The sequence below is a fragment of the Mycobacterium sp. NTMscope_MAC_12 genome (genome assembly GCF_976985675.1).
This window is the reverse complement of record NZ_CDRJYY010000001.1, coordinates 5729731-5756073: the sequence shown is the minus strand read 5'-3', so window position 1 is coordinate 5756073 and position 26343 is coordinate 5729731. Positions and strand designations below refer to the sequence as shown.

The following is a 26343-nucleotide window of genomic DNA, read 5'->3' as shown; positions in this document are numbered from 1 at the left end:
TTGCCCAGCGAGTACACCTCCGGCGACCGGGGCATCGCAGTCGACATCGGCGGTGAGGCCGTGCTGTTCGGTCTGGTGGACGGCCTCGGCCACGGGCCGGCTGCCGCGGAAGCTGCACTGCGCGCGATCGATGCGGTCAAGCGCAACAGTTCCGAGCGGCTCGAAGTTTTGATCGAGCTTTGCCACCGGCTGCTCACCGGGACCAGGGGGGTCGCAATGACGTTGGCGCGAGTCGATTTTGCCGCGAACACGCTGGAGTGGACGGGGGTCGGCAACGTCACCGCCGATCTGGTGGCCAAGGCACCCAGCGGTATCCAGGTCCGGTCCAGTGCCCGTCTCACCGGAGGCATCGTCGGCTACCGGATCCCGGAAATCCGTCCGGCACAGGCGGTTTCGATCCGCCCCGGCGATCTGCTCGTGATGAGCACCGACGGGATCGGGGAAGATTACCTGGAGCACCTCGACTTCTCGGCCCATGCTGTCGCCATCGCCGAAGAAATTCTCGGCAAGCACGCCAAGGAATCCGACGACGCGATGGTGCTGACGGCGCGGCACAGGGGGGCCTCGACATGAGCGACAACGTCTCCGCGGCCGGCTTCCACGCGCAGTACGCCGCCGCGTTGCGCGCCTACCTGGACACCCGCGACGAGGCCAGCCTGTCGATCGGATACGAGCTCGGCCGCACGGCCCTACAGGATCAAATCAGCCTGCTGGAAATCGTCGAGAACCACGTCCGCCTGGTCTTTGAAATCGCGAAGGACGTGCGCATCGACGGGCCGATCGCGCTGGAGTTCCTGCTGCAGTTGATGGTTCCGCTCGACGTGGCCATGCGCGGCTTCATCGACGGCAACAAGCGTTACGCGGAACAGCGGGCTCGCGCCGAGGGGCTGGCCGACCGCGACAAGTTCCGCAACGCGCTGGTGAATTCGCTGCAGGAGGGGTTCTTCGTCGCCGACCACGAGGGCTCCGTGATCGAGGTGAACAGCGCCTTCATCGACATCATCGGGTTTCCGAGCGAGGGCTTGCCCTATCGGTGGCCGCACCCGTGGCTGGTCGACACCAAGACGGCGGCCGAACAGATCGGCCGGGTGTTGGACCACGGCAGGGCCGACTACGAAACGCCGATCCGCCACGGCGACGGGCATCTCGCCTGGGTGAAGGTGAGCATCAACGCGGTCAAGGAGTCCGGCAGCGACCGCGCCGCCTACGTCGGGACCGTTCGAGACATCACCGCGGAGCGCGCTTTTGCGGCGCGGGAGAGTGCGGTCTTGCGCCTGGCCACGGCGGTGGCGGTGGCCAAGAGCGTGGACGAGTTGCTGTCGATCACGCTCGACGAGTGCCGCGCGGCGATCGACGTGCAGCGCGTGGTCGCGGTCATGTGGCCCAGCGGCGAGGGCGACCCGACGGTCCACGCCGCGGGCGAGCCCTCGGCAACTTCGTGGCGCAAACTGGATCCGACGTTGCGTCACACCTTCACCGACGCGCGTCAGCAATTACCGCTGACGGCGAAAACCGTTGAGTCACCCGATCATCCCGGCAAGGCTCAGGGATTGGTTGCGGTGCTCTCCGGCACCGGGGACCTGGCGCTGTGGCTGGAGCTGCGCACGCCTCGCTGGGTCAGCGGCGAAGACCGCCTGCTGGTCACCGTGCTGATCAGCCATCTCAGTCTGGCCATGCAGCACGTCCGTCAGTTCGAGAATGCCCGCGAGACGTCGCTGACGTTGCAGCGCGCCATGCTGCCGCCCGTCAAGCCCCCGCCGGGTTTCACGGTGCGCTACGAGCCCGCGGTGCTGCCGCTGGAGATCGGCGGTGACTGGTATGACGTGCTGCCCATCGGCGATCACCGCATCGGCATCGTCGTCGGCGACTGCGTGGGCCGCGGCCTGCCGGCCGCGGCCATCATGGGGCAGCTGCGCAGTTCCGCGCGAGCGCTGTTGATCAACGGCGCCGAGCCCGCGGTGCTGCTCGATCAGCTCGACTCGGCGGCGTCGCTCATCCCGAATGCCTACTGCACCACCGTCTTTCTCGCGATCCTGGACACCGAAACCGGGGTCCTGCAGTACAGCAACGCCGGCCACATGCCGGCCGTGCTCACCGGGCCCGAGCCCGGTACGACGACCCTGTTGACCGACGCCGCTTCGGTGCCGCTCGCGGTCCGCCGCGATGCGCCGCGACCGCAGACCACCCAGGTGCTGCCGCCCGGCTCGACCCTCATGTTGTTCACCGACGGGCTGGTGGAACGCAAACACGAGTCGATCGACGACGGAATCGCCCGCGCGGCAGACTTTCTGGCGCGGACGAAGTCATTGCCGTTGGACACCGTCGCCGATGAGATGCTTCGTGAACTGGCGCCGGAGGGCGGCTATGACGACGATGTGGCGATGGTGATCTACCGCCACCATCAGACCCCGCTGCGCATCGAAAGTGACGCCACCGCAGACCAATTGGTTCGTATCAGGCACCGTCTCGCGGACTGGCTGCGCGCCGCCCACATCACGGATGAGCTGGCCGCCGACATCGTGCTGGTGGTCAACGAAGCCTGCACCAATTGCGTCGAGCACGCCTACCGGGGATTCGTCGCCGGGGCCATGGTGGTCGAGGCCAGCCTTGGCGACGGCGAAGTGCACACCCGCATCACCGATTACGGGTCGTGGAAGACGCCGGCCGCCAACCCGGTCAACGGTGGGCGCGGCTTGCCGCTGATCAGGGCGCTCAGCCATGCGATGGAACTCGAGACCGCGGCCACCGGCACCACCGCCGATATCACGTTCCGATTGCCGGCAGCATCCGAGTAGTGGGCATCGAAAAGTGTTGCGGCGCCGTTTGCCGGGCCCCGGATACGGGTAGTCACCGGCGTGACCCTCGCATCGACCATGACTGAACCCGTCCTGCCGGAGGCGCACGGGCCGCTGTCGACGGCCGTTCGTTGCGCCCTGACGGGCCCGCCGTCGGTTGACCATTTCGCACGCATCGGCGCATCTGTGCGCGATTCGGACCCCTACGGTCTGGATCTGCAGCTGGCGCTGTCCGTGTGCTACGAGCTGCACTACCGCGGCTTTGCCGGCGTCGACCCCGAATGGGAGTGGAATCCGGCGCTGCTGGCGCTGCGGGCCGAATTGGAGCGCGTGTTTTTGGCCGGTGTGCGCCGCGACGTCGATCCCATCGAACCCGATCAGACGGCGGCGGCCGAAATGGAAGCGATTTCGGTCGAGCCCGTCGACGGCACCGGCCCGTCGTATTACCTGCGTGACACCGGAACGTGGCAGCAGATGCGCGAATATTTCGTGCACCGCTCGGTGTATCACCTCAAGGAGGGCGATCCGCACGCGTGGGCCATTCCGCGCCTGATCGGCACCGCCAAAGCGGCCTTCGTGGCGGTGGAGTTCGACGAGTACGGCGCCGGGCAGGGCCCGCGACTGCACCAGCAGCTGTTCGCCGATCTGCTGGCCGCGGCCGGGCTCGACGCGACATATTGGGGTTACGTCGACGCGGTTCCCGCCGAATCGCTGGCGGCGGTCAACCTCATGTCGCTGTTCGGGCTGCACCGCTCGTTGCGCGGCGCCGCGATCGGGCACTTCGCCTCGACCGAGATCACTTCGCCGCCGGGATCCCAACGGATGGTTCGGGCCTTGGAGCGCTTACGGGCGCCGGCGGCCTGCATCGCCTTCTACAGCGAGCACGTCGAGGCCGACGCGGTACACGAACACGTGGTGCGCGGCGATGTGGTCGGCGATCTCGTCGCGAGGGAGCCGCAGCTCGAGCGTGACATCATTTTCGGGATCCGCGCACACGCCGCGGTCGAAAACCGCTTGGCGGAAACGATTATGGCGTCGTGGAAGCAGGATCAGACGTCGTTGCGGCGGCCGCTGCCGTAGTAGTGGTCGTCTTGTTGAGTCGCCGGCACCTGCGGTGGCTGGTGTCGCACAACGGGTACCTGCCGCTGCGCCGGCAGGTACAGATCGCCACCATGAAACGGTCGGACTCGACGACTTCGCCGCCGGGCATCTCGATGCGCACCGGACCCGACACCAGCACCGGCCCGTTGGGAACCACCTGAACCCGGGTGGGACTCATCGCTTTTCAGCCCGGATCACGATCAGTTCCTCTTCCCGGCGCCCGCGTGGTATCAGGCCGACATCTTCCAGCCAAGTCGCCCGGGATGTCATCACCGGACCGAACGGAATCCATTTCGAGGCAATCACTTCCGCCTCCATGCCGGCCCACTTGAGGGAATCCAGCGACTGTTGGACACCGGCCAGCGCCGAGTGCACCAGCAGCAGGGATCCCCCGTCGCGCAACAACTTCGGTGCCGACTCGCACAGGGGGTCGAGTATCTGGCGGCCGTCTTGGCCGGCATCCCAGGCCCACGACGGTCCGGCGACCGGGTAGATCGCTTCCAGCTCAGCACCGGGGGGAGTCGGCACGTAGGGCGGGTTCGACACCACCACGTCGAACGGCGCGCACTCCACTGCCGCGATCCACGACCCCTCGCGAACGTCGACGTCGACACCGGCAACCGCGGCGTTTTCCCGGGCGCAGCGCACTGCCTGCGGGCAGATGTCGAAGGCCGTCGCATCGGCGCAGCCCATGCCCGCGGCCGCGATCGCGACGAAGCCACTGCCGGTGCACAAATCAAGGACATGCCGCCCCGGGATCAGACCGGTGTCGTGCATCACGTCGACCAGCAGTCTGGAATCCTCTTGCGGCTGATACACGTTGTGGGCGGGCAAGACGGCGGGCTCGGGATACGTGGTCGTCACTATTGGCCTTTCGAGAACCCTACAAGGATCGCCGCTGATCACGGCTTGGCGGGATAATGCCCGCAAACCCGCGCATTCAAACCGACCGGCCGAAAAGTCACCACCGCTAACGCGCCGTCGCGTGGGCGAACTGCTCGAGGATCGCCGCGCAGAAGGCCGGGAGGTCCGAGGGCGATCGGCTCGAGATCAAATTGCCGTCGACGACGACCTCTTCGTCTACCACGCGGGCGCCCGCGTTGCGAAGATCGGTGCGGATGCTCGCGTAGGACGTCAACGTCCGGCCCACCGCCACACCGGCTTCCACCAGCGTCCACGGTCCATGACAGATCGCGGCCACCGGCTTCCCCGATCTGACGAAATCACGGACGAACGAAACGGCGTCGTCGTCCATGCGCAGCTTGTCCGGGTTCACGGTGCCACCCGGAAGCACCAGGCCGTCGTATTCGTCCACCGACGCCTCCGACACTTTCCGGTCGACGGCGAAGGTCCCGGCCGGCTCGAGATCGTGGTTGCGCGCCTGGATTTCGCCGTCCTCGAGCGACAGCACCTCGATTTGCGCGCCGGCGTCGTGCAGCGCCGCGCGTGGCTGTTCGAGCTCAACCTTTTCCACGCCGTCGGCCGCCAGAAACGCTATTTTCTTTCCTTGCAATTCGTTTGACATCGCCGTCTTCCTTCCTGCGATCAACGATTCCCGTCGGATCAAAGGGTTCGCATCGCCGTGTAGAGGTCCAGGCCGGCGATCCCGGAAAGGGCGGCGGCACAGATGGTGCCCCGCCGCCGTCGCCCGGGACCGCGGGCGGCCACACCCGCGACCAGCAGGGCCATATCCAGGACATCCCCGGCCACGCGCGTCCACACCAGTTTGTCGGGACCCGCCAGCAGCGCCGCGCCGTGACCGCATTCGCGCAGCCCGAGCGCGCGGATCACCCGTCGCGATCGGGTGGTGTCGTTCACGCCCGCGATCGCGGCGACCTTCCCCGGGGCCAGTAGTTCGCTGATGCCCAGGACGAAGCTGGCACCGCCGAGCGCCTTGACCAATGTGGCTGTGGTGTCGCCTGATTGGTCGCTCATCGTCGCTCCCCGCTGATCAGTTTGCTGCCTCGCGCAGCGCGGCGAGCAACGGCTCGGCGGCCTCTTTGAGGAATCGCTCCTGGGTTTCCCCGCCGATCTGGATGAGCGCGATATCGGTGAATCCGGCCTCCCAGTAGGGCCGCACGCCCTCGACGATCGCGTCCAGATCGGGTCCGCACGGAATGGTCTCGGCGACGTCTTCGGGGCGCACGAATTGGGTGGCGCCCGCGAAGCCGGCCGGGGTCGGCAGGTCGGCGTTCACCTTCCAGCCGCCGGCAAACCAGCGGAACTGGTCGTGCGCGCGCTTGACGGCGGTGTCGCGATCGGGGTCCCAGCAGACCGGTATCTGGCCGATCACCCGCCCGCCGCCGGCGAGGTTGGCGGCCTGACGCGCGCCGTGCCAACCGTCGACGAGATCGGCCTTGGGCTCGGTGGCGATCAGATGGTCGGCCAGCTTGGCGAACTTGTCGATCGCCTTGGTGCCACCGATGGCCACCCCGATGCCGACCGGGATGTCGGGCACGTCCCACAACCGCGCGGAGTCGACCTGGAAATACTCGCCGGTGAAGTCCACCAGCTGCCCGCCGAACAGTTCCCGGATGATCTTGATGGCCTCACGCAGCATGTCTTGCCGACGGGTCACAACCGGCCAGCCCTTGCCGACGACGTGCTCGTTGAGGTTCTCGCCGCTGCCCAACCCCAGGGTGAACCGGCCGTCGGACAGGATCTGCACGGTGGCGGCCTGCTGGGCGACGATGGCCGGGTGATACCGCATCGTCGGGCACGTCACGTAGGTGTAGAGGTCCACCCGTTCGGTGGCCTGTGCCACCGCACCCAGCACCGCCCAGGCGTTGGGCGCGTGTCCTTGCGAGGTGAGCCACGGTGAAAAGTGGTCGCTGCAGACGTGGAAGTCGAAACCGCGCTCTTCGGCCGAAATGGCGTACTGGACAAGCTCTTTGGGTCCACTCTGTTCGGTCATCAAAGTGTAGCCAAAATTGGTCATGCGCAATTGGGTACCCGGCTGCCCCGAGGACAAACGACACCACCGAACCGGTCGGGCTACAGGCGCTCTTTGACGGCGGCCGACAAGCGGGCGCCGTCGGCCTTGCCGGCCGCGATCGCGCTGGCGGCCTTCATCACCATGCCCATCTGTTTCATGCCCGGACGCTCGCCGATTTCCTCGGCCACCTGCGCGATCGCCGTGTCGACAACGTCGGCCACCTCCGCCTCGGTGAGCGGGGTGGGCAGGTACTCGTCGATGATCCGCGCCTCGGCGTGCTCGTTGGCGGCGAGATCCCCGCGCCCGTTCTGGGTATAGATCTCCGCCGATTCGCCGCGTTTGCGGGATTCCTTGGCCAGCACCCTGATGACCTCCTCATCGGTGAGGTCTTTGGCCTGCTTACCGGACACTTCCTCGGTTTGGATCGCGGCCAGCAGCATGCGCAGGGTGGCCGTTCGCAGCTTGTCCTGGGCCTTCATCGCCGCGGTCAGGTCCGTCCGGAGCCGGGATTTGAGTTCCGCCATGTGTGAGACGCTACGCGCGGGCGCGGGGGGACAACGCGGTTCCACACGTATGAACGCGGGTGAACGCCGGTGAACATTGTGAAATGCCACGGCCGCCGACAGGATGGAGCCCATGACGAACGACGCGCCCGGCTGCAGAGCTAGTTTGCAAGGCCTCGGGGTTCGGTGAGCGCGCCGCCGCCTGGTTATCCGGTTGGCCCGCCGCCGGCATACGGCCCACCACCCCACTATGGCCCGCCCCCGGCGTACGGGCCGCCCCCGACGTACGGCCCCCCACCGGGCTACGCGCCCCCGCCGGGTTATCCACCCCCGCCCGGCTACGGACCGCCGCCGGGCTACGGGTCCCCACCCACCTTCGGCCCGCCGCCGGGCTACGGAACGGTCAAACCCGGCATCATCCCGCTGCGGCCGCTGACCCTCGGCGACATCTTCAACGGCGCGGTCGGCTACATCCGCGCCAATCCGAAAGCGACATTGGGCCTGACCGCGATCGTCGTGGTGATCATGCAGATCATCACCAAGGCCGCCTTCTTCGGACCGTTGGCCGCCCACGACCGATTCACCACCGACGAATCCGACGGCCTGACCGCGGGCGTCCTGGGCGCCTTTACGGCGTCGGTGGGCGCCGGCCTCCTGGTCGGCTGGCTGGGCGGCATGCTGCTGTCCGGAATGCTCACCGTCATCGTCGGGCGGGCGGTGTTCGGGTCGCCGATCACCATCGGTGAAACCTGGGCCAAGATCCGTGGGCGGCTGCACGCCCTGCTCGGCCTGGCCCTGCTGGAGGCCGTCGTGGTCGCGGCCCTGGCCGGGCTGGTCGCGGTGATCATCGGGGTGCTGGCGGCGATCGGTAGCGCCGCGGCGGCCGTGGTGCTCGGCATCCCTCTGGTGCTGGTCGTCGTCGCGGCGCTGGTGTACCTGTACACCGCGGCGCTGTTCGCCCCGGTGCTGATCGTGCTGGAGCGGCTGCCGGTGCTCGACGCGATCGCCCGATCGTTCAGGCTGATCCGCAACGGCTTCTGGCGGGTGCTGGGCATCCGTACCCTCACCTTCCTGGTGGCCTCCATCGTCGCCAACGCCGTCGCGGTGCCGTTCAGCATCGCCGGCCAGTTTCTCCAGATCACCTCGTCCGGCACGGCTTTCCTGATCAGCACCGCCGTCCTCTCCGTCGGGGCGGCGATCGGCGAGATCATCACCGCGCCGTTCAACGCCGGAGTCATCGTCCTGCTCTACACCGACCGCCGGATGCGCGCCGAGGCGTTCGACCTGGTATTACAGACCGGAGCCGCCCACGGGCCCTACGCGGCCGCGTCCACCGACCACCTCTGGCTCACGCGGCCGCTGTAACGGCTGAGCGAGGACTAGCTGAGCATGCCTTCCATCGACATCGACCGCGATGCCGCGCACCGTGCCGCGCAGGACGAACTCAACAAGCCGATCTATTCCAAGGGGTCGGCGGCCGACCAATTCCTCCACTGGCTCAACGACCTGATCTACCGGATGCTGCAGAAGACCTCCACGGTGCCGGGCGGATGGTTCACGGCGGCAGTGCTTTTGATCCTGCTGGCCATCGCGGTGCTGGTTGCCGTCCACATCGCGCGGCGCACCATGCGCGCCCGCCGTGGCGGCGACCATCTGCTGTTCGAAGCCGCCCAGCTGACGGCCGCCCAGCATCGCGCGACGGCCGAAAGCTACGCGGCCGAGGGCGATTGGGCGGCGGCGATACGCCACCGGCTGCGCGCCGTCGCCCGCCAGCTCGAGGAGACCGGTGTGCTGGCGGCGGCCCCCGGCCGCACGGCCAACGAGCTGGCTCGCGACGCCGGCACCGCGTTGCCCCATCTGGCTGGCGAATTATCCGAAGCGGCAACGGCTTTCAACGACGTCACCTACGGCGAGCAGACCGGCACCCAGGCCGCCTACCGGATGATCGCCGACCTCGACGACCACCTGCGGTCGCGCTGGTCGGGCGTCCCGGCGGAGGCCGGCCGGCCCGCCGTCCCCGAGTCGTGGGCCCAGGTGCGGTGATGGCGACGATCACCGAGGACCGCCCCGGAACCGCGCCCCGGCGCCGGCGGTCCTGGCGCTGGGTGGTCGTCCTCCTGCTGGTGCTCGCCGTCATCGCGGGGGTCGACGCCTACCTGAGCGCGCCGCGCCCCGGCGCGCGGATGGACCCGGCGTCGAGCGGCCCGGACGGCGCGCACGCGCTGGTGGAGTTGCTGCGCAACGCCGGCGTCGACGTCGTGGTCGCCGACACCATCGCCGACGTCGAACACGCCGCGCGCCCGGACGCGCTGATCCTGGTGGCACAGAGCCAATACCTGACCGACACCGTGGCCGACCGGCTGGCGAAGATCCCCTCGGATCTGCTGCTGGTGGAGCCGACGACGCGGGCCCGCGAGGCGCTGCTGCCGGACGTGGATGTATCGGGCGCCAGCGGCTTTGACAGCGGCCCGAATTGCACTCTGCGCGAGGCCGTTCGGTCCGGTTCTGTCCGGTTCGGGCCGACCAACACCTACAAGGCCAAGGACGGCCGGGCGATGACCCGCTGCTACGGCGGCGCGCTGATCCGCTTCCGGGATGGCGGGCGGGTCGTCACCGCGGTCGGCAGCACCGAGTTCATGACCAACGGCAGCCTGTTGCAAGCGGGCAACGCCGCGCTGGCGATGAACCTCGCCGGGGACCGGCCCCGCCTCGTGTGGTACGCGCCCCATCGCGTCGAGGGTGAATCCTCCGCCAAGGCATCGCTTTTCGACCTGATTCCGCCCAGCGTGATCTGGATCGTGTGGCAACTGGCGCTGGTGGTGCTGCTGGTCGCCGCGTGGAAGGGCCGCCGGCCCGGCCCGCTGGTGGCCGAGGAGCTGCCCGTGGTGGTGCGCGCCTCGGAGACCGTCGAGGGGCGCGGCCGGCTGTATCGGTCCCGGCGGGCACGCGATCGCGCCGCCGCGGCGCTGCGCACGGCCACGCTGCAGCGGCTGCTGCCGCGACTCGGGCTGGGCGCCGGCGCCGCACCGGCGGCGGTGGTGTCCACCGTGGCCCAGCGCATCGGGTCCGATCCGGGATACGTCTCCTACCATCTGTTCGGTCCGCCTCCGACGACCGACAACGACCTGTTACAACTTGCCCGTGCGCTCGACGAAATCGAAAGGCAGGTCGCACACCCGTGACACAACCCACCACCGCGGAGTCCCCCACCACTGAATCGGCACGTGAGGCGCTGCTGGCGTTGCGCGCCGAGCTCGCCAAGGCCGTCGTCGGGCAGGAGGGCGTGGTCAGCGGCCTGGTGATCGCGCTGCTGTGCCGCGGGCATGTGCTGCTGGAAGGCGTTCCGGGAGTGGCGAAGACGCTGCTGGTCCGGGCCCTGTCCGCGGCGCTGCAGCTGGAGTTCAAGCGGGTGCAGTTCACCCCCGATTTGATGCCCGGCGACGTGACGGGGTCCCTGGTTTACGACGCGCGCACCGCCGCGTTCGTCTTTCGGCCCGGCCCGGTGTTCACCAACCTGCTGCTGGCCGACGAGATCAACCGCACCCCGCCCAAGACGCAGGCCGCCCTGCTCGAGGCGATGGAGGAGCGCCAGGTCAGCGTCGAGGGCGAACCGCAGCCGCTGCCGGACCCCTTCATCGTTGCCGCGACCCAGAATCCGGTCGAGTACGAGGGCACCTATCAGCTGCCCGAGGCCCAGCTGGATCGCTTTCTCCTCAAACTGAATGTGGCGCTGCCCCCGCGTGACGCCGAAGTCGCCATCCTGCACCGGCACGCCCACGGCTTCGACCCCCGCGACCTGTCGGCGATCAAGCCGGTGGCCGGGCCGGCCGACCTGGCCGCCGGCCGCGACGCCGTGCGACACGTGCTGGTCGCCGACGAGGTACTGGGCTACATCGTCGACATCGTCGGGGCCACCCGCTCCTCCCCCGCGCTGCAGCTGGGCGTGTCCCCCCGCGGGGCGACCGCCCTGTTGGCCACCGCGCGCTCCTGGTCCTGGCTGTCGGGCCGCAACTACGTCACCCCCGACGACGTGAAGGCCATGGCCCGCCCGACGCTGCGGCACCGGGTGATGCTGCGACCCGAGGCCGAGCTCGAGGGGGCCACGCCCGACGGCGTGCTCGACGGGATTCTGGCGTCGGTTCCGGTGCCCCGCTAGTGATCCTGACCGGACGCACCGGGCTGGTCGCGCTGATCTGCGTCCTGCCCATCGCGGTGTCGCCTTGGCCGGCAACGGCTTTCGTGGCCCTGCTGGTGGCGCTGGCCGCCGCCGTGGCCGTCGACGTCGCCTTGGCGGCCCGCACCGGCGGCCTGCGCTACGTGCGCTCCCCGGATCGCTCCGCCCGGCTGGGGCAGCAGGTGGAGTGTGAGCTGGTGATCCACAACGACGGCCGGCGGCGGTTTCGCGGCCAGGTCCGCGACGCCTGGCCGCCCAGCGCCCGCGCGCACCCGCGCACCCACCCGGTGGACATCCCCGCCGGGGGTGATCAGCACGTCCAGACCCTGCTCGAACCGGTGCGCCGCGGCGATCAGCGCGCCACTGTGATCACCGCGCGATCGATCGGACCGCTGGGCCTGGCGGGGCGGCAAGGTTCGCAATCGGTGCCCGGCCAGCTGCGGGTGCTGCCGCCATTCCTGTCGCGCAAGCATCTGCCGTCGCGGCTCGCCAGGCTGCGCGAGATCGACGGCCTGCTACCCACCCTGGTGCGCGGGCAGGGAACCGAATTCGATTCGCTGCGAGAGTATGTCGTCGGTGACGACGTGCGCTCGATCGATTGGCGCGCCACCGCGCGCCGCGCCGACGTGGTGGTGCGCACGTGGCGCCCCGAACGCGACCGGCGCGTGGTGATCGTGCTCGACACGGGCCGCACGGCGGCGGGCCGGGTCGGCGTCGACCCGACCGCCTCCGATCCCGCGGGCTGGCCGCGGCTGGATTGGTCGATGGATGCCGCGCTGCTGTTGGCCGCGCTCGCGTCGCGGGCGGGGGACAACGTCGACTTCCTCGCCCACGACCGGGTGCGCCGGGCCGGCGTCTTCGGCGCCTCGCGCACCGAACTGCTTGCCCAGCTCGTCGACGCGATGGCCCCCCTGCAGCCGACGCTCGTCGAATCCGATTGGCGGGCAATGGCTTCCGCCATCGCACTGCGGGCCCGTCGGCGCTCACTGGTGGTGCTGCTGACGGACCTCAATCCGGCCGCCCTCGACGAGGGCCTGCTGCCCGTGCTGCCGCAGCTGTCGGCCAAGCATCACCTGCTGCTGGCCGCGGTCTCCGACCCGCGGGTCGACCAGATGGCCGCCGGCCGCTCCGATGCCGCGGCGGTGTACGACGCCGCCGCGGCCGAGCGCTCCCGCAACGACCGCGGCGCCATGGCCACGCGGCTGCGCCGCACCGGCGTGGAGGTCGTCGACGCCCCACCCGCCGAGCTGGCACCCGCCCTCGCCGACCACTACCTGGCGATGAAAGCGACCGGGCGCCTGTAGCTTTGGCGCCGCGAAGCTGTAACCACCGACGCATTTCCCGAGTAAGGCCGTCGGTAGTTGCAGTCTCGCGAAACTCAGCCGGTGGGGACCACGTCCGGCGCGTCCTCGATGTCGCCGCTTTCCCCGGCTTTGACCCCGCGGCGGCCGAAATAGACGATGTAGCACACGAACGCCGCCTCGGCGACGATGCCGATGCCGACCCGTACGACGGTCGGCAACGGCGACGGCGTCACCAGCGCTTCGATCAACCCGGAAACCAAGAGCACGGCCACCAGGCCCACGGCCACCGAGACGATGGCACGACCCTGTTCGGCCAGGACCTGCCCTCGGGGCCGGTCTCCGGGCGAGATCACCGACCATCCCAATCGCATCCCCGCCGCCCCCGAGAGGAAGACCGCCGTCAGCTCCAACAACCCGTGGGGGGCAAGCAATCCCAGCAGGACGTCGCCCTTGCCGGCCGGGAACATCAGGCCGGCGATCACGCCCAGATTGGCGGCATTTTCAAACAGCACGAAGGGAATGGGCAGCCCCAGCACCACGGAAAGCGCGATGCATTGGGCGGAAACCCAGGAATTGTTCACCCAGATTTGCAGCGCGAACGCGGCGGCGGGATGTTCGCTGTAGTACGACTCGACGTCGTGATTGACCAATTGCTCGATGTCGCTGGGTGTTCCGAGCGCTGACTGCACCTCGGGACTGCCGGCGACCCACAGCGCGACGAGCACGACCACCGCGAAGAACACCGCCGCCGTGGCCAGCCACCACCGCCAGGTGCGGTACGCGACGACCGGGAACGACACCGTCCAGAACCGGGCGAACGTACTGCTCAGCGGCGCGTGGGCGCCGGTCACCGCGGAACGGGCCCGCGCGACCAGGCTCGAGAGCCGGCCGACCAGCATCGAATCCGACGACGCCGAGCGCAGCATCGACAGGTGGGTGGACACCCGCTGATACAGCTCGACGAGCTCGTCGATTTCCGCGCCGCTCAGCGACCGGCGCCGCCCGATCAGTCGGTCGAGGCGGTCCCACGTACCGCGATGGGCCAGCACGAATGCGTCGACGTCCACCCTGGGCAGCCTAATCGCCCCGGCGGCCATGCCCCCGCGGGCACAACCAAGTGTGGCCGGCCGCACCCGCCCGGCCTGTACCGTTCGAAGTTATGTCGGAGGTGGTGACCGGGGACGCCGTGGTGCTGGATGTGCAGATCGCCCAGCTGCCGGTGCGGGCATTGAGCGCGCTGATCGATATCGCCGTCATGGTGATCGGCTATCTGCTCGGGCTGATGCTGTGGGCCGCCACCCTGACCCAGTTCGACACCGCGCTGAGTAACGCCATCCTGCTTATATTTACGGTGCTGGTAATTGTCGGCTACCCGTTGATCCTCGAGACCGCGACGCGGGGACGCTCGGTGGGCAAGATCGCCTTGGGCCTGCGCGTCGTGTCCGACGACGGCGGCCCAGAACGCTTCCGCCAGGCGCTGTTTCGCGCCCTGGCCTCGCTGGTGGAAATCTGGATGCTCTTCGGGAGCCCCGCCGTCATCTGCAGCATCTTGTCGCCCAAGGCCAAACGGATCGGCGATATCTTCGCCGGCACGGTGGTGGTCAACGAACGCGGACCCCGGCTGGGACCTCCGCCGACGATGCCCCCGGCCCTGGCCTGGTGGGCTGCGTCGCTGCAGCTGTCGGGGCTATCCGTCGGTCAGGCCGAGGTCGCGCGCCAATTCCTTTCCCGGGCACCGCAACTCGACCGCCAGCTACGCACGCAGATGGCGTACCGCATCGCCGGTGACGTCGTGGCCCGCATTGCGCCGCCACCGCCACCGGGAGCCCCGCCGGAACTGGTGCTTGCCGCCGTCCTCGCCGAGCGGCACCGCCGCGAACTGGCCCGGCTGCGCCCGCCCGCCCCGGGTTGGCCGACCATGCCACCGGGGGCGGTGCAGCAGTACCCGCCGCCGTGGCCGCCCGGCCCGGGGCCGGGCCACGGCGGTGCACCGGATGGTTTCGCACCGCCGCACTGACGCGCGCTAGCCGGCGACGCTCACCGCCATCAGTGCGACGTCGGCGATCAGCAGCGCCCACCCGAACAGCGGGACGGCGATGCCGCCGCGGTGTTTGGCGGTGAAAACCGAGATGACGATGACGACGACCGCGACCGCGGGCGCGCCGTAGAACGCGACGCCGAAATCGATGCCGCCGTGGCCCATGCTGGGGCAACTGCGGCCGCTGCAGCCGGCGGTGCTCATCACGCCACCCAGCGCGAAAAGCATCACGATCGCGGCGGCGGGCACCGTGGCCAGCGCCAACCCCCAGTTGACCCATGGCCACGCGTTCCGGCGCGGGGCACCACCGGGGTCCCCGAACGGGGCCGCACCGGCGACCCCGCGACCGACCGTCACGTCGTTGTCAGCGTCCATCCCACAGTTCCTACCCGCCGTCCGCCCTCTGCAAACCGGCCCTCCAGACCGAGCCCCGGTTTTGGGCGCATATTTCCGCAGGTCAGCGGCGGCAAGCGATATTTTTCAACATATCCCGTTGCATCGCGTTAGGTTCCGATATATCGTGATATTCCGTAGCGCACCAAACTGGTGCACAACCCACGAACGTAAGGACAGACAATGAGCAACCCATTCACTCCCCCCGAGGGACCATTCGGCGCCCGGCCCGGTTTCGGATTCGGCTTTGGCTCCGGCCCCGTCGACCGCCGCGCCCTGCACGAGGCGCGGCGCCAGGCGCGCCGGGACCTTCGCGAACATCTCCGCGACCACGCCGGCGGCGGCCACCCCGGTGGCTTCGAGGCCCCGTTCGGGTTGGGTCCCGGATTCGGTCCGGGCTTCGGTCCCGGATTCGGCTTCGGGCCCGGCGGTCGACGCGGCGGCTGGCGCCGTGGCGGCCCGGGCCGCGGCAAGCGCGGCGACGTGCGAGCGGCCATCCTGACGCTGCTGGCCGAGCGGCCGATGCACGGCTACGAGATGATCCAGCAGATCGCCGAACGCAGCAACGGACTGTGGAAGCCGAGCCCCGGCTCGGTCTACCCGACCCTGCAGCTGCTCGACGACGAGGGCCTGATCGCCGCGAGCGAAAGCGCAGGCAGCAAGAAGCTTTTCGAGCTGACCGAACAGGGCCGCGGCGCGGCCGAGAAGATCGAGACCCCGCCGTGGGACGAGATCACCGAAGGGGCGGACCCGGGTCACATGAACCTGAGGGCGGCCGCCGGGCAGTTGTTCGGCGCGGTCGGGCAGTCCGCCCACACCGCTTCCGCCGAGCAGCAGCAGCGCATCGTTGACATCCTCAACAACGCGCGGCGCGAGATCTACGGCATTCTCGGCGAAGACTGACCGGCGTCGGCGGGCCCTGGATCAGGTCACCTCAGGTGAGGGAGACCCAATCCAGGGTCCGCTGCACGGCCTTGCGCCAGCCCGCATACCCCTCGGCGCGCTGCTCGTCGTTCCAGGCCGGTGACCAACGCCGGCCCTCCTGCCAGTTGGCGCGCAGGTCCGCCGGGTCGGCCCAGAACCCCACGGCCAGTCCGGCCGCGTACGCGGCGCCCAGCGCGGTGGTCTCGGCGACCACCGGACGCACCACGTCCACGCCCAGCACGTCAGCCTGTATCTGCATGCACAGGTCGTTGCCGGTGATACCGCCGTCGACCTTCAAAACCTCAAGGCGCACACCGGAATCCGCGGCCATCGCGTCCACCACGTCGCGGCTCTGGTAGCAGATCGCCTCCAGGGTGGCCCGCGCCAGATGCGCGTTGGTGTTGAACCGCGACAGCCCGACGATCGCGCCCCGGGCGTCGGATCGCCAGTAGGGCGCGAACAGCCCGGAAAACGCCGGGACGAAATAGACCCCTCCGTTGTCGTCGACCTGGCGGGCCAGCGCCTCGCTTTGCGCGGCCCCGCTGATGATGCCCAGCTGATCGCGCAGCCACTGCACGGCCGCTCCCGTCACCGCGATCGAACCCTCAAGCGCGTAAACGGGTTTGGCGTCCCCGAACTGGTAGCAGACGGTGGTGAGCAACCCATTGTCGGACCGCACGATCGTCTCACCGGTGTTGAGCAGCAGGAAATTGCCGGTGCCATAGGTGTTTTTCGCTTCCCCCTCGGCCAGACACACCTGCCCCACCATCGCCGCGTGCTGGTCACCGAGCATCCCGGTGATCGCAATCTCGCCCCCGGCCGGTCCGGTTTCCGTCGTCACCCCGTAGGGCTGCCGCGACGACGACGGCCCGATCCGCGGCAGCATCGCCCGGGGGATGGCGAAGAACGACAGCAGCTCGTCGTCCCAGTCCAGCGTCTCCAGGTTCATCAGCATGGTGCGGCTGGCGTTGGTCACGTCGGTGACGTGCACGCCGCCCCGCGGACCCCCGGTCAGATTCCACAACACCCAGGTGTCGGGGGTGCCGAACAACGCGTCGCCGCGCTCGGCCGCATCGCGCACTCCGTCGACGTTCTCCAAGATCCATTGCAGCTTCGCCCCGGAGAAGTACGTCGCCGGGGGAAGTCCCGCCTTGCGGCGGATCACCTCGCCCCGGCCGTCGTGTTCGGCGGCCGACGCGATTCGGTCGGTGCGGGTGTCCTGCCACACGATCGCGTTGTAATAGGGCCGTCCGGTCTTGCGGTTCCAGACCAGCGTCGTCTCACGCTGGTTCGTGATACCCAGCGCGGCAATGTTTTTCGGAGCCAGGTCGGCGCGGTTGAGCACCGAGGTCAGCACCGAGGAGGTGCGTTCCCAGATCTCGACCGGGTCGTGCTCGACCCAGCCGGCCCGGGGCAGGATCTGTTCGTGCTCGAGCTGGTGGCGGGCCACCTCGGCACCCTCGTGATCGAAGATCATGCAGCGAGTGCTGGTCGTCCCCTGGTCGATGGCGGCCACGAATTCGGCGAACTCGGCCAACTGCCCTCCTCCACCCGTGAGCTCCGGCACTTTTGCGGCAAAAGTCCATCATGGACTACCCGCCCGGCGCGCGAGGCCGCAACCGCGACGCCGGAGAGCTTGCGTTACGGGCGGTAACCCTGTTGCATCTGCGGTGTGGGCGAAGAGGTCAAGCGCACCACGTACGACAGCGCACACCGCCGCGAATACCGGCGCAAGGTTCAGCTGTGCCTGAACGTGTTCGAGACGATGCTCGCCCAGTCATGCTTCGATTCGGAACAGCCGCTCACCGGCATGGAGATCGAGTGCAACCTCGTCGACGCGGACTACCAGCCGGCCATGTCCAATCGCCACGTTCTGGACGCCATCGGCGATCCCGCGTACCAGACCGAATTGGGCGCCTACAACATCGAATTCAACGTCCCCCCGCACGCGCTGCCCGGGCACACCGGGCTGGATCTCGAGGCCGAGGTGCGGGCCAGCCTGAACGAGGCCGAGATCAAGGCCGGCGCCGCCGACGGTGCGCACATCGTCATGATCGGCATCCTGCCCACGCTGATGCCCGAACACCTCGATCACGACTGGATGAGCGAGTCGACACGCTACGCCGCCCTCAACGACTCGATCTTCACCGCCCGCGGCGAAGACCTCCCCATCGACATCGACGGCCCCGAACCGTTGAACTGGCACACCGCGACGATAGCGCCCGAATCCGCTTGCACCAGCATGCAATTGCACCTGCAACTGGCTCCGGAGATGTTCGCCGCCAACTGGAACGCCGCGCAGGTCGTGGCCGGCCCGCAGCTGGCGCTGGGCGCCAACTCGCCCTACTTCTTCTCCCACCGGTTGTGGGCAGAGACCCGCATCGAGCTGTTCACCCAATCCACCGACACCAGACCGGAGGAGCTGAAAACCCAAGGCGTGCGCCCGCGAGTGTGGTTCGGCGAACAGTGGATCACCTCGGTCGTCGACCTGTATCGCGAGAACATCCGCTACTTCCCGTCCCTGTTACCCGAGGTGTCCGAGGAGGATCCGGTCGCCGAGCTGGCCGCCGGACGCATCCCACACCTGTCCGAACTGCGTCTGCACAACGGCACCGTCTACCGCTGGAACCGTCCGGTGTACGACGTGGTCGACGGGCGCCCACATCTGCGACTGGAGAACCGGGTGTTGCCGGCCGGGCCGACAGTCGTTGACATGCTGGCGAATTCGTCCTTCTTCTACGGCATGCTGCGCAGCTTGTCCGAAGCGGACAGGCCGTTGTGGGCCGACATGGATTTCGCCGTGGCGGAGGCCAATTTCTTGGCGGCGGCGCGCGATGGCATCGACGCCCGGCTGCGCTGGCCCGGGGTCGGGGAGGTGACCGCACGCGACCTGGTGCTCGACACACTGCTGCCGATGGCCGACGAGGGGTTGCGGCGCTGGGGCGTCGACGCCGAGGTGCGCGACCGGTTTCTGGGGGTCATCGAGGGCCGTGCCCGCGCGGGCCGCAACGGCGCCACCTGGCAGGTTTCCACCGTGCGGGCCCTGCAGGAAGGCGGCATGACCAGGCCCGCGGCCCTGGCCGAGATGCTGCGCCGCTACTGCGAGTACATGCACGCCAACGAGCCGGTGCACACCTGGGAGTAGGTTGACAACATGTCGTCTGATCAAGTGATGGACTGGGACAGTGCCTACCGCGAGCAGGCCCACTTCGAGGGTCCGCCGCCGTGGAATATCGGTGAGCCACAACCCGAATTGGCGGCGCTGGCCGCGGCCGGCAAATTCCGCAGTGACGTGCTGGACGCCGGCTGCGGAGTCGCCGAACTGTCGCTGAGCCTGGCCGCGCAGGGTTACACCGTCGTCGGCGTCGACCTCACCCCGACCGCCGTCGCCGCGGCCACCAAGTCCGCCCAAGAGCGCGGACTGACCACGGCCAGCTTCGTGCAGGCCGACATCACGTCGCTGAGCGGCTATGACGGTCGGTTCGCCACCGTGGTCGACAGCACGCTGTTTCACTCGCTGCCCGTCGAGGCCCGCGACGGCTACTTGCGCGCGGTCCACCGCGCCGCGGCCCCGGGCGCCAACTACTTCGTGCTGGTGTTCGCCAAGGGCGCCTTCCCCGCCGAGATGGAACCCAAGCCCAACGAGGTCGACGAAGACGAACTGCGCGCCGCGGTGAGCAAGTACTGGGAGGTCGACGAGATTCGCCCCTCCTTCATCCTGTCGAACGCCGTCAACATCCCCGACGCGCCTTTCGAATTCCCGCCGCACGACCGCGACGAGCAGGGCCGCATCAAGATGCCGGCCTACTTGCTGACGGCGCACAAAGCCGGCTAGCCGGTCGCGGTCGCCGCCGTCGCGGCGATGAGCGCCTCCGCGAAGGTCTCCAGGTCCTCGGCCGTGGTATCCACGTGCGGCGAGATCCGCAACAGCGGCCCCGACAGCTCCAGCGGCGCCCGCTGCACGCCGACGAAGGTGGTCAGGATCCGTCGTTCGGCGAGCAACCAGCCCCGCACCGCCTCCGGGTCGACGCCGTCGGTCGGCGCCAAAGTCGTGATGGCGCTGGGTTCTTCGACCTCCTCGACCACCGCCCACCCGGCCACATCGGCCAGCACCGCGCGGCTCAGGCCGCCCAGTTCGGCCAGGCGTGCACAGACCGTCGCCGGCCCGTACGCCAGGTGCTCCCCCAGCGCCAGCGAAAACCCCACCCGCGCGGCAACATTGGCTTCGCCGAACTCCAGCTGCTCGGCGACCGTCGGCGAACCCGACGCGCGCGCCCACTGCGGCGCCGCCAGCCTCGGGCGCAGGCTTTCCATCAGCTCCGGGCGCACCGCGAGAATCCCCACGCCACGCGGCCCGGCGATCCACTTGCGCGACGAGGAATACGTCGCATCCGCGCCGGCCGCGCAGTCCACCTGCCCCAGCGCCTGAGCCGCATCGACGACCAGTGGCAGCCCGACCTCGCGGCAGAGCTGCGCGACCATCGAAACCGGTTGCACCACACCGCTATGGCTGGCGACCGCGGTCAGGTGCACCAGGTCCGGCGGGTCGGCGTCGAGGGCCAGCGCCGCGTCGTCGAGCGCGACACGGCCGTCGTCCAGGGTCGGCAGCAGCCGGCGCTCGAATCCGTGGGCGGCCATCACGGCCAGGTTGGGACCGTATTCGCCGGGCAGGCACGCTAGCCTTTTTCGGTCCGCCCCTCCTGCCGGCCAGGCGCCCAACAGCAGATCCAAGGCGTTGAGCGAGCCGGTGGTGAACACCACCTCGGCGTCGGTCATCCCGGTCAGCGCGGCGAACGCGACACGTCCGGCGTCGAGCACCGGCGCGGCCGCCTCGGCCGCGACATACCCGCCGACTTCGGACTCGTTGCGGGCGTGCTGCGCCGCGGCCTCGATCACCGCAAGGCTCTGCCGTGAACACGCGGCGTTGTCCAGGTGCAGGCCGGCGAAGCGGGGGCGCGCCGCCCGCCATTGGTCGGCCAGCGTTTCGCCGACCGTCACTTCACGGCCAACGACAACCCGAAGTCGCCCGCGCCATCGGTCCACCATCGCGTGCGGCGCAATCCCACGGCGGCCAATTCGGCACTCACCTTTTCCGGGCGGAACTTGCACGACACCTCGGTGAGCATCTCCTCGCCGGCCTCGAAATCCACGATCAGCTCGAGCGCGCCGACACGCACCCGCTGGCGGCGGTCGGCCCGCAACCACATCTCGATGCGTTCCTCGGACGGGTTCCACCGGGCCACGTGCCGGAAGGCGTCGACGTCGAAATCCGCGTCCAGTTCCCGGTTTACCACCGCAAGCACGTTGCGGTTGAACAGCGCCGTCACCCCGGCGGCATCGTCGTAGGCGCGCACCAGGCGCTCGGTGTCCTTGACCAGGTCGGTGCCCAGCAGCAGGCTGTCGCCGGGCCGCATTTGGGCGGACAGCGCGGTGAGGAAGTCCGCGCGCGGCCCGGGCGTGAGGTTACCGATCGTCGACCCCAGGAATACGAACAGCCGTCGCCCGCCCACCGGGATCTCGGTCAGGTGTTCTTCGAAATCACCGCAGACGGCCTTGATTTCGACCCCTTCGTATTCCCGCTGAATGGCCGCGGCGGCCGTCGACAGGATGCTGGCGTCGACGTCGAACGGGACGAACCGGCGCAGCGAACCGCGTGCGCGCAGGGCGTCGAGCAGCACCCGCGTCTTCTCCGAGGTCCCGCTGCCCAATTCCACCAGGGTGTCGGCCTCGCTGGCCGAGGCGATTTCGGCCGCCCGCGCGCGCAGGATCTCGGCCTCGGCGCGGGTCGGGTAGTACTCGGGCAACCGGGTGATCTGGTCGAACAGGTCGCTGCCCACGGCATCGTAGAACCACTTGGGCGGCAACGACTTCGGCGTCTGCTGCAGGCCGTCGAACACGTCCCGGCGCAACGCATGGTAGGCCGAGTCGGCGGCGAGGTGGTTCGACAGCGACAGCGTCATCAAGACCCTTTCGGATGATCCAGCGGCGTCAGCGTGACGCCGCCGGCGGTGACTTCGACGAGGTGGCGGTCCGGCACGTCCTCCCAGTCGGAGTCGTTGTCATAGGGTTCGCTGGCCAGGACCACACCGTCCGGGCGGCGCAGGATGGACAGCGTGTCCCCCCAGGCCGTCGCCAGCATGCGAGAGCCGTTGGCGGCCAACACGTTCAGCCGGGCGCTGGGATCGGCGGCCGCTATCTCGGCGATGGTCTCGCCCAGCGCGTCGAGGCCCCGCTCGAAGATGACGGCCGCCAGTATCGCGCTGTCGCAGACCGATTCGGCCCGCGACGTCGCCGGCAACACGGCCCGGTCGACAATTCCGTTGTGCGACAACAACCACTGCCCGTCGGTGAACGGTGCCGTCGCACTGACTTCGATGGGCATGCCGACGGTCGCCGAGCGCACCGCGGCCACCACGCAGTGGCTGCGCAGCGCCGGCGCGACGGACTCGAACGACACGTCGCCCCACAGCGGCAGCGGGCTACGCCAGCGCCGTGGCGCGGCGCCATTCGAGGGGCCGTCCGAAGGAACATCGAAAAACCCGACGCCCCAACCGTCGGCGTTCAGCAGGCAATGCTTTTGGCGGCGCGGCGCGTAGGCCTGCACCCGCAGCCCGAACGGCGGGTCGAGCACAAGCGAGGAGACCGTGACGTCGGCCCCGAGCCACCCGAGATGCCGGCACATCAGGCGATGTCCCCGTTGTCGGAAACGTCCCAGGCCAACCGGACGCCGGAGAAGATCTGGCGGCGGTACGGGTGGTCCCAATTGCGGAAACTCGGCCGCAGGATGCCTGGCTCCACGGCCCACGACCCGCCGCGCAGCACCCGGTAATCGCCGTCGAAGAACGGCTGTGAATAGCGCTCGTAGAGCATCGGGACGAACCCGGGCCAGGGCCGCAGGGGGCTGCTCGTCCACTCCCACACGTCGCCGAGCATCTGCTCGGCCCCGTACGCCGAGGCGCCGGCGGGGTAGGCCCCGACGGGTGCGGGCCGCAACGCGGCGCCGCCGAGGTTGGCCAGCGCCTCGCCCGGCTCCTGGGCGCCCCACGGGTAGCGGCGCCGCGTGCCGGCGGACGGGTCCCACGCGCAGGCCTTCTCCCATTCCATCTCGGTGGGCAGCCGCGCCCCGGCCCAGGCCGCGTACGCCTCGGCCTCGAAATAGCTGACGTGCTGGACGGGTTCGTCGGCGGGGATGTCTTCGACGCGGCCGAACCGGGTGCGGGTGGCGGCGTCGGGATTCCAGAACTGCGGCGCGGTCAGGCCGGCGGCCTGGCGATGCCGCCAGCCACGCTCCGACCACCACCGCGGCTGGTCGTAGCCGCCGTCGTCGACGAAGTGCCGCCATTCGCCGTTGGTGACCGGAACCCGGCCGATCCGGAACGCGGGCAGGTCGACGACGTGGCCGGGGCGCTCGTTGTCCAGCGCGAAGGGCTCGGTGGCCGGGTCCACACCGAGCACGAACTCGCCGCCGGGCACCAGCACCGAGGTGCCGGCCAGGCCCGGACGGGCGGGCGGCAGCAGCGGCGTCTCGCGCAGCAGCGGGGCGCCGCGGCGCAAATTCAATGCCTGCAGCATGGTTTCGTCGTGCTGGTTTTCGTGGCTGACCACCATCGCGTACGCGAAGGCCGCCTCGTCGCCCGCGGGGTCGTCGGGCAGCGCGTCCAGGGCGTCGAGCACGGCGGACCGCACCGTCCGGCAGTACGCGCGCGCCTGGTCCGGTGGCAGCAGCGGAAGGTCGACCCGGCTGGCGCGGGAGTGCACGAAAGCGTCGTAGAGTCCCTCGACGGCCGGCGGCAGCATCGACGGCCGGGCCGGATCACCGCCCCGCAACAGCCACAGCTCTTCTTGCTGCCCGATGTGCGCCAGATCCCACACCAGCGGGCTCATCAGCGGGTCGTACTGACGGCACACCTCGGCGTCGTCGAAGTCGACCAGCCGCAAGGTCCGGGTCCGGGTTCGCGCCAACTGGTCGGCAAGCGCCTGGCGTGACGTCACCGTCACCGTCCCCCTCGCGCCGCCCGCGACACCTCGGCGGCGACGCCATGTTTGATCACCCGGTCGGCGAAGTCGTCGCCGGGACACCGGCCCTGTTCGACGAGGCTCACCAGCCGCTGCATCGCGTCGCCGAGTTCGGCCGGTGCCCTTTCGGCGGCGATGGTCACGCACGCGTTCGCGGCCGCGAAGAGCCGCCGGTCGCGCAGCCCGAGCCGCGCCGCGACGTCCCAGGCGGTGGCCACCGGTTCGACGGCCTCGGCCGCGGCGTCGGCGGCGGCCGGGTCGTCGAGCAGCGCCGCCAGGGTGAACGCCACCGCGGGCCACAACGCGTCCGGGACGCTGTCCAGGTAGCGGATCTCCAGCCACCGGCGGGGGCGGACCGGCGGGAACAAGGTCGTCAGGTGGTACTCCAGGTCGGCGACGCTGGGGCGGCGATCACCGAGCAACACCCGGCCGTCGACCCAGTCGGCGAAGGGCACCCAATGCGTGACCGCCTCAGCGTCCGGCGTGTGCACCAGCATCACGGGAGCCTTGAGCGCGTAGCGCCCCCAGTCGGTGCCCGGGTCGTCGCCGCTGGCCCCCAGGATGGGGCCGCAGCGCGCCGAATCCATCTGTCCCCACACCCGCTGCCGGCTGGAGACCCAGCCGGTGAAGTCGCCGCCCAGCATCGGTGAGTTGGCCGTGATCGCAATCATGGTGGGCCCCAAGGCGTGCGCCAGCCGAACCCGCGCCGCCCAGCCCTCGCGCGGCCCGGCGTCCACGTTGACCTGAATCGACGCGGTGGACGTCATCATCGCCGCGCCCGCTTCACCGGAGCGGCTGGTGGCGAAGAACCGTTCCATGGCGCGGTACCGGGCGCCGGGGTTGATGCGCCGGGGCGGTCGCAGCGGGTCGGCGCCGAGGAAGACCAGGCCCAGGCCGGCCTCGGCGAACGCCGGCTGCAGCACGGCCTGGTCGCGTTGCATCGCATCGATCGCGGGGAGGACGCCGTCGGCCGGCGGGCCGGAAAGTTCGACCGCGCCACCGGGCTCCACGGTGACCCTGCTGCCGCCCGGGAGCGCGGGGAGCCCGTCGAGCACCGCGGCGATTTCGTCCCAGCCGGGCCTGCGGTGCGGGGCGGCCGGGTCGTGGCAATGGGCCTCGAGCTCCAGACCCACCCGTCCCAGCGGGGCGTCCACCAGGCAGCCGTCGGCGATGTACTGCGCGACGGCCGTGGCGTCGGTGAGTTCGGCGATTTTCAGCTCCGCGGCAGGGTCGGCGCCGGTCGACCGCGGAGCCGCCGCAGTGATTGGGGCGAACGTCATATCACGATCCCTTCGGGCCCGACCAAGGCTGAACACGCACCTGCGGACCGCTTCCCTGCGCAGCTAATCGAACGATATCCGGCACTACTTCGTCTAGTGCTTCATCTATCAGACGCCCCCGACATATTCCCTTCCCGCGCCAATGGCCGGACGGCAGGGACGGATACCCAATCGCTCGACTACTGACCCAGCGCGTTCTGCATCGCCCCAGCTAGCACGTTCACGGCGGGCCCGGCGTTGCCCGACTGACACACTTTCGCCTGCAGCAACACGTTTTCGCGCAGCCTGGTTTGATCGAAGCAACGCCGATCGGTGCCCGCCTCCTGCTTGGTCCAGTTCTCGTCGGCGGGCCCGGCCGGCCCCCCGTCGAAGGACCACACCTGCGTGCTGCCGTTGTCCAGGTGTATCGCGGTCGTCTGACCCGAACAGCCGACCGTTCGATCCACCACCCGATGGAATGCCCGGGCCGCGGCGTCGGGGGTGGCGAACACCCCGACCGCCTGCTTGACCAGATGCGTTTGGTCGCTCGCCGACGTCTGCGTGACGGCTCCGTTGAAGGACGCCAGGTCGGGGTCGTCGTACACCTCGGACAGCCCGATGTCCGCCCAGTTGTTGCACTCCGGCAGGTCCACCCAGGTGCCCTGTCCCGGCTGGGTGAACACCGACTCCCAGCCCATGGGTCCGCCGACGATGTTGCCGACCGACCCCTTGCCGAGGACGGCGTAATTCACCACGCCCGGCTCCGACGGATGCGCCGCCGCGATCGGAGGCCCGACCGTACCCGCCAAAGCGAAGCCGACGGCGAGTACGGCCCAGTACACCCGCATGGTCATGCAGCGATCATGCCAGGCGTCCGGACGTTCGGTCAGCCCCCGTCAGC

General features: G+C 69.4%; 27 protein-coding genes. 12 read left to right on the top strand and 15 right to left on the bottom strand.

Annotated elements, in window-relative coordinates; translation table 11 throughout:
- The 3 genes from AC0KS4_RS26825 (at position 1) to AC0KS4_RS26815 (ending at position 3875) form a co-directional block, all read left to right on the top strand.
- Complete coding sequence (locus AC0KS4_RS26825; protein ID WP_225326147.1) at positions 1-573, top strand: SpoIIE family protein phosphatase; 573 nt, start codon at positions 1-3, stop codon at positions 571-573.
- The gene (locus AC0KS4_RS26820) at positions 570-2795 is read left to right on the top strand and encodes a SpoIIE family protein phosphatase (protein ID WP_225326146.1); all 2226 of its coding nucleotides are present in this window, start codon (positions 570-572) and stop codon (positions 2793-2795) included. Before AC0KS4_RS26825 ends, AC0KS4_RS26820 begins: the two co-directional genes overlap by 4 nt.
- 78 nt (positions 2796-2873) lie before the next feature.
- Positions 2874-3875, top strand: coding sequence for an iron-containing redox enzyme family protein (locus tag AC0KS4_RS26815; RefSeq protein WP_225326145.1), 1002 nt, complete (start codon positions 2874-2876; stop codon positions 3873-3875).
- On the opposite strand, the gene AC0KS4_RS26810 is transcribed toward AC0KS4_RS26815, so the two are convergent.
- The 6 genes from AC0KS4_RS26810 to AC0KS4_RS26785 all read right to left on the bottom strand — a co-directional run bounded on the left by AC0KS4_RS26810 (position 3823) and on the right by AC0KS4_RS26785 (position 7355).
- Complete coding sequence (locus AC0KS4_RS26810; protein WP_225326144.1) at positions 3823-4074, bottom strand: CDGSH iron-sulfur domain-containing protein; 252 nt, start codon at positions 4072-4074, stop codon at positions 3823-3825. The genes AC0KS4_RS26815 and AC0KS4_RS26810 overlap by 53 nt on opposite strands.
- Complete coding sequence (locus AC0KS4_RS26805) at positions 4071-4760, bottom strand: HemK2/MTQ2 family protein methyltransferase (RefSeq protein WP_225326143.1); 690 nt, start codon at positions 4758-4760, stop codon at positions 4071-4073. Before AC0KS4_RS26805 ends, AC0KS4_RS26810 begins: the two co-directional genes overlap by 4 nt.
- Before the next feature lie 106 nt (positions 4761-4866).
- Positions 4867-5421: a type 1 glutamine amidotransferase domain-containing protein gene (locus AC0KS4_RS26800; protein WP_225326142.1), complete on the bottom strand. Its 555-nt coding sequence runs from the start codon at positions 5419-5421 to the stop codon at positions 4867-4869.
- Positions 5422-5459: 38 nt separating this feature from the next.
- Positions 5460-5831: a malate dehydrogenase gene (locus tag AC0KS4_RS26795; protein ID WP_225326141.1), complete on the bottom strand. Its 372-nt coding sequence runs from the start codon at positions 5829-5831 to the stop codon at positions 5460-5462.
- A gap of 16 nt (positions 5832-5847) precedes the next feature.
- A complete protein-coding gene (locus tag AC0KS4_RS26790) occupies positions 5848-6834 on the bottom strand; it encodes an LLM class F420-dependent oxidoreductase (RefSeq protein WP_225326140.1) in 987 nt (328 codons plus the stop codon).
- A gap of 56 nt (positions 6835-6890) precedes the next feature.
- Complete coding sequence (locus AC0KS4_RS26785; RefSeq protein WP_225326139.1) at positions 6891-7355, bottom strand: GatB/YqeY domain-containing protein; 465 nt, start codon at positions 7353-7355, stop codon at positions 6891-6893.
- Positions 7356-7520: 165 nt separating this feature from the next.
- Between AC0KS4_RS26785 and AC0KS4_RS26780 the strand changes: the two genes are divergently transcribed.
- Genes AC0KS4_RS26780 through AC0KS4_RS26760 form a run of 5 tightly spaced genes read left to right on the top strand, consistent with a single transcriptional unit; the run spans position 7521 to position 12812 of the window.
- Positions 7521-8699, top strand: coding sequence for a DUF7847 domain-containing protein (locus tag AC0KS4_RS26780; protein WP_225326138.1), 1179 nt, complete (start codon positions 7521-7523; stop codon positions 8697-8699).
- Between the two features lie 24 nt (positions 8700-8723).
- The gene (locus tag AC0KS4_RS26775) at positions 8724-9377 is read left to right on the top strand and encodes a DUF4129 domain-containing protein (RefSeq protein ID WP_225326137.1); all 654 of its coding nucleotides are present in this window, start codon (positions 8724-8726) and stop codon (positions 9375-9377) included.
- Positions 9377-10516: a DUF4350 domain-containing protein gene (locus AC0KS4_RS26770; protein ID WP_225326136.1), complete on the top strand. Its 1140-nt coding sequence runs from the start codon at positions 9377-9379 to the stop codon at positions 10514-10516. The genes AC0KS4_RS26775 and AC0KS4_RS26770 overlap by 1 nt, the downstream gene beginning before the upstream one ends.
- Complete coding sequence (locus AC0KS4_RS26765) at positions 10513-11490, top strand: AAA family ATPase (RefSeq protein ID WP_225326135.1); 978 nt, start codon at positions 10513-10515, stop codon at positions 11488-11490. Before AC0KS4_RS26770 ends, AC0KS4_RS26765 begins: the two co-directional genes overlap by 4 nt.
- Positions 11490-12812, top strand: coding sequence for a DUF58 domain-containing protein (locus AC0KS4_RS26760; protein ID WP_225326134.1), 1323 nt, complete (start codon positions 11490-11492; stop codon positions 12810-12812). Before AC0KS4_RS26765 ends, AC0KS4_RS26760 begins: the two co-directional genes overlap by 1 nt.
- Before the next feature lie 74 nt (positions 12813-12886).
- On the opposite strand, the gene AC0KS4_RS26755 is transcribed toward AC0KS4_RS26760, so the two are convergent.
- A complete protein-coding gene (locus AC0KS4_RS26755) occupies positions 12887-13879 on the bottom strand; it encodes a stage II sporulation protein M (RefSeq protein ID WP_225326133.1) in 993 nt (330 codons plus the stop codon).
- 92 nt (positions 13880-13971) lie between these two features.
- Here AC0KS4_RS26755 and AC0KS4_RS26750 point away from each other — a divergent pair, with 92 nt between their 5' ends.
- Positions 13972-14829 carry an RDD family protein gene (locus AC0KS4_RS26750; RefSeq protein ID WP_225326132.1) on the top strand — a complete coding sequence of 286 codons (858 nt, stop codon included), beginning with the start codon at positions 13972-13974 and terminating at the stop codon, positions 14827-14829.
- A gap of 6 nt (positions 14830-14835) precedes the next feature.
- On the opposite strand, the gene AC0KS4_RS26745 is transcribed toward AC0KS4_RS26750, so the two are convergent.
- Entirely contained in the window at positions 14836-15225 is a 390-nt protein-coding gene (locus AC0KS4_RS26745) for a hypothetical protein (protein WP_225326131.1), read from the bottom strand.
- Between the two features lie 201 nt (positions 15226-15426).
- Between AC0KS4_RS26745 and AC0KS4_RS26740 the strand changes: the two genes are divergently transcribed.
- Entirely contained in the window at positions 15427-16146 is a 720-nt protein-coding gene (locus tag AC0KS4_RS26740; protein WP_238955612.1) for a PadR family transcriptional regulator, read from the top strand.
- Between the two features lie 31 nt (positions 16147-16177).
- Here AC0KS4_RS26740 and glpK read toward each other — a convergent pair whose 3' ends face one another.
- Positions 16178-17704, bottom strand: coding sequence for a glycerol kinase GlpK (gene glpK, locus AC0KS4_RS26735; RefSeq protein ID WP_225326129.1), 1527 nt, complete (start codon positions 17702-17704; stop codon positions 16178-16180).
- 135 nt (positions 17705-17839) lie between these two features.
- Here glpK and AC0KS4_RS26730 point away from each other — a divergent pair, with 135 nt between their 5' ends.
- Positions 17840-19312 (top strand): glutamate-cysteine ligase family protein, encoded by a 1473-nt coding sequence (locus AC0KS4_RS26730; protein WP_238955611.1) that lies wholly within the window; start codon positions 17840-17842, stop codon positions 19310-19312.
- 9 nt (positions 19313-19321) lie between these two features.
- On the top strand, positions 19322-20002 hold the full coding sequence (locus AC0KS4_RS26725; protein WP_238955610.1) for a class I SAM-dependent methyltransferase: 681 nt from the start codon (positions 19322-19324) through the stop codon (positions 20000-20002).
- Here the strand turns inward: AC0KS4_RS26725 and egtE are convergent.
- From egtE to AC0KS4_RS26695, 6 genes are all read right to left on the bottom strand, one after another.
- Positions 19999-21213 (bottom strand): ergothioneine biosynthesis PLP-dependent enzyme EgtE, encoded by a 1215-nt coding sequence (gene egtE, locus AC0KS4_RS26720; protein WP_238955609.1) that lies wholly within the window; start codon positions 21211-21213, stop codon positions 19999-20001. The two genes, AC0KS4_RS26725 and egtE, sit on opposite strands and share 4 nt — an antisense overlap.
- Positions 21162-22127 (bottom strand): L-histidine N(alpha)-methyltransferase, encoded by a 966-nt coding sequence (gene egtD / locus AC0KS4_RS26715; RefSeq protein WP_225326125.1) that lies wholly within the window; start codon positions 22125-22127, stop codon positions 21162-21164. Before egtD ends, egtE begins: the two co-directional genes overlap by 52 nt.
- Positions 22127-22849 carry an ergothioneine biosynthesis protein EgtC gene (gene egtC / locus AC0KS4_RS26710; RefSeq protein ID WP_225326124.1) on the bottom strand — a complete coding sequence of 241 codons (723 nt, stop codon included), beginning with the start codon at positions 22847-22849 and terminating at the stop codon, positions 22127-22129. The genes egtD and egtC overlap by 1 nt, the downstream gene beginning before the upstream one ends.
- Positions 22849-24159 carry an ergothioneine biosynthesis protein EgtB gene (egtB, locus tag AC0KS4_RS26705; RefSeq protein ID WP_238957259.1) on the bottom strand — a complete coding sequence of 437 codons (1311 nt, stop codon included), beginning with the start codon at positions 24157-24159 and terminating at the stop codon, positions 22849-22851. The genes egtC and egtB overlap by 1 nt, the downstream gene beginning before the upstream one ends.
- 2 nt (positions 24160-24161) lie before the next feature.
- Entirely contained in the window at positions 24162-25463 is a 1302-nt protein-coding gene (gene egtA / locus AC0KS4_RS26700; RefSeq protein WP_238955608.1) for an ergothioneine biosynthesis glutamate--cysteine ligase EgtA, read from the bottom strand.
- A 179-nt stretch (positions 25464-25642) separates the two neighbouring features.
- The gene (locus AC0KS4_RS26695) at positions 25643-26290 is read right to left on the bottom strand and encodes a sensor domain-containing protein (protein ID WP_225326314.1); all 648 of its coding nucleotides are present in this window, start codon (positions 26288-26290) and stop codon (positions 25643-25645) included.
- Positions 26291-26343: the final 53 nt, after the last annotated feature.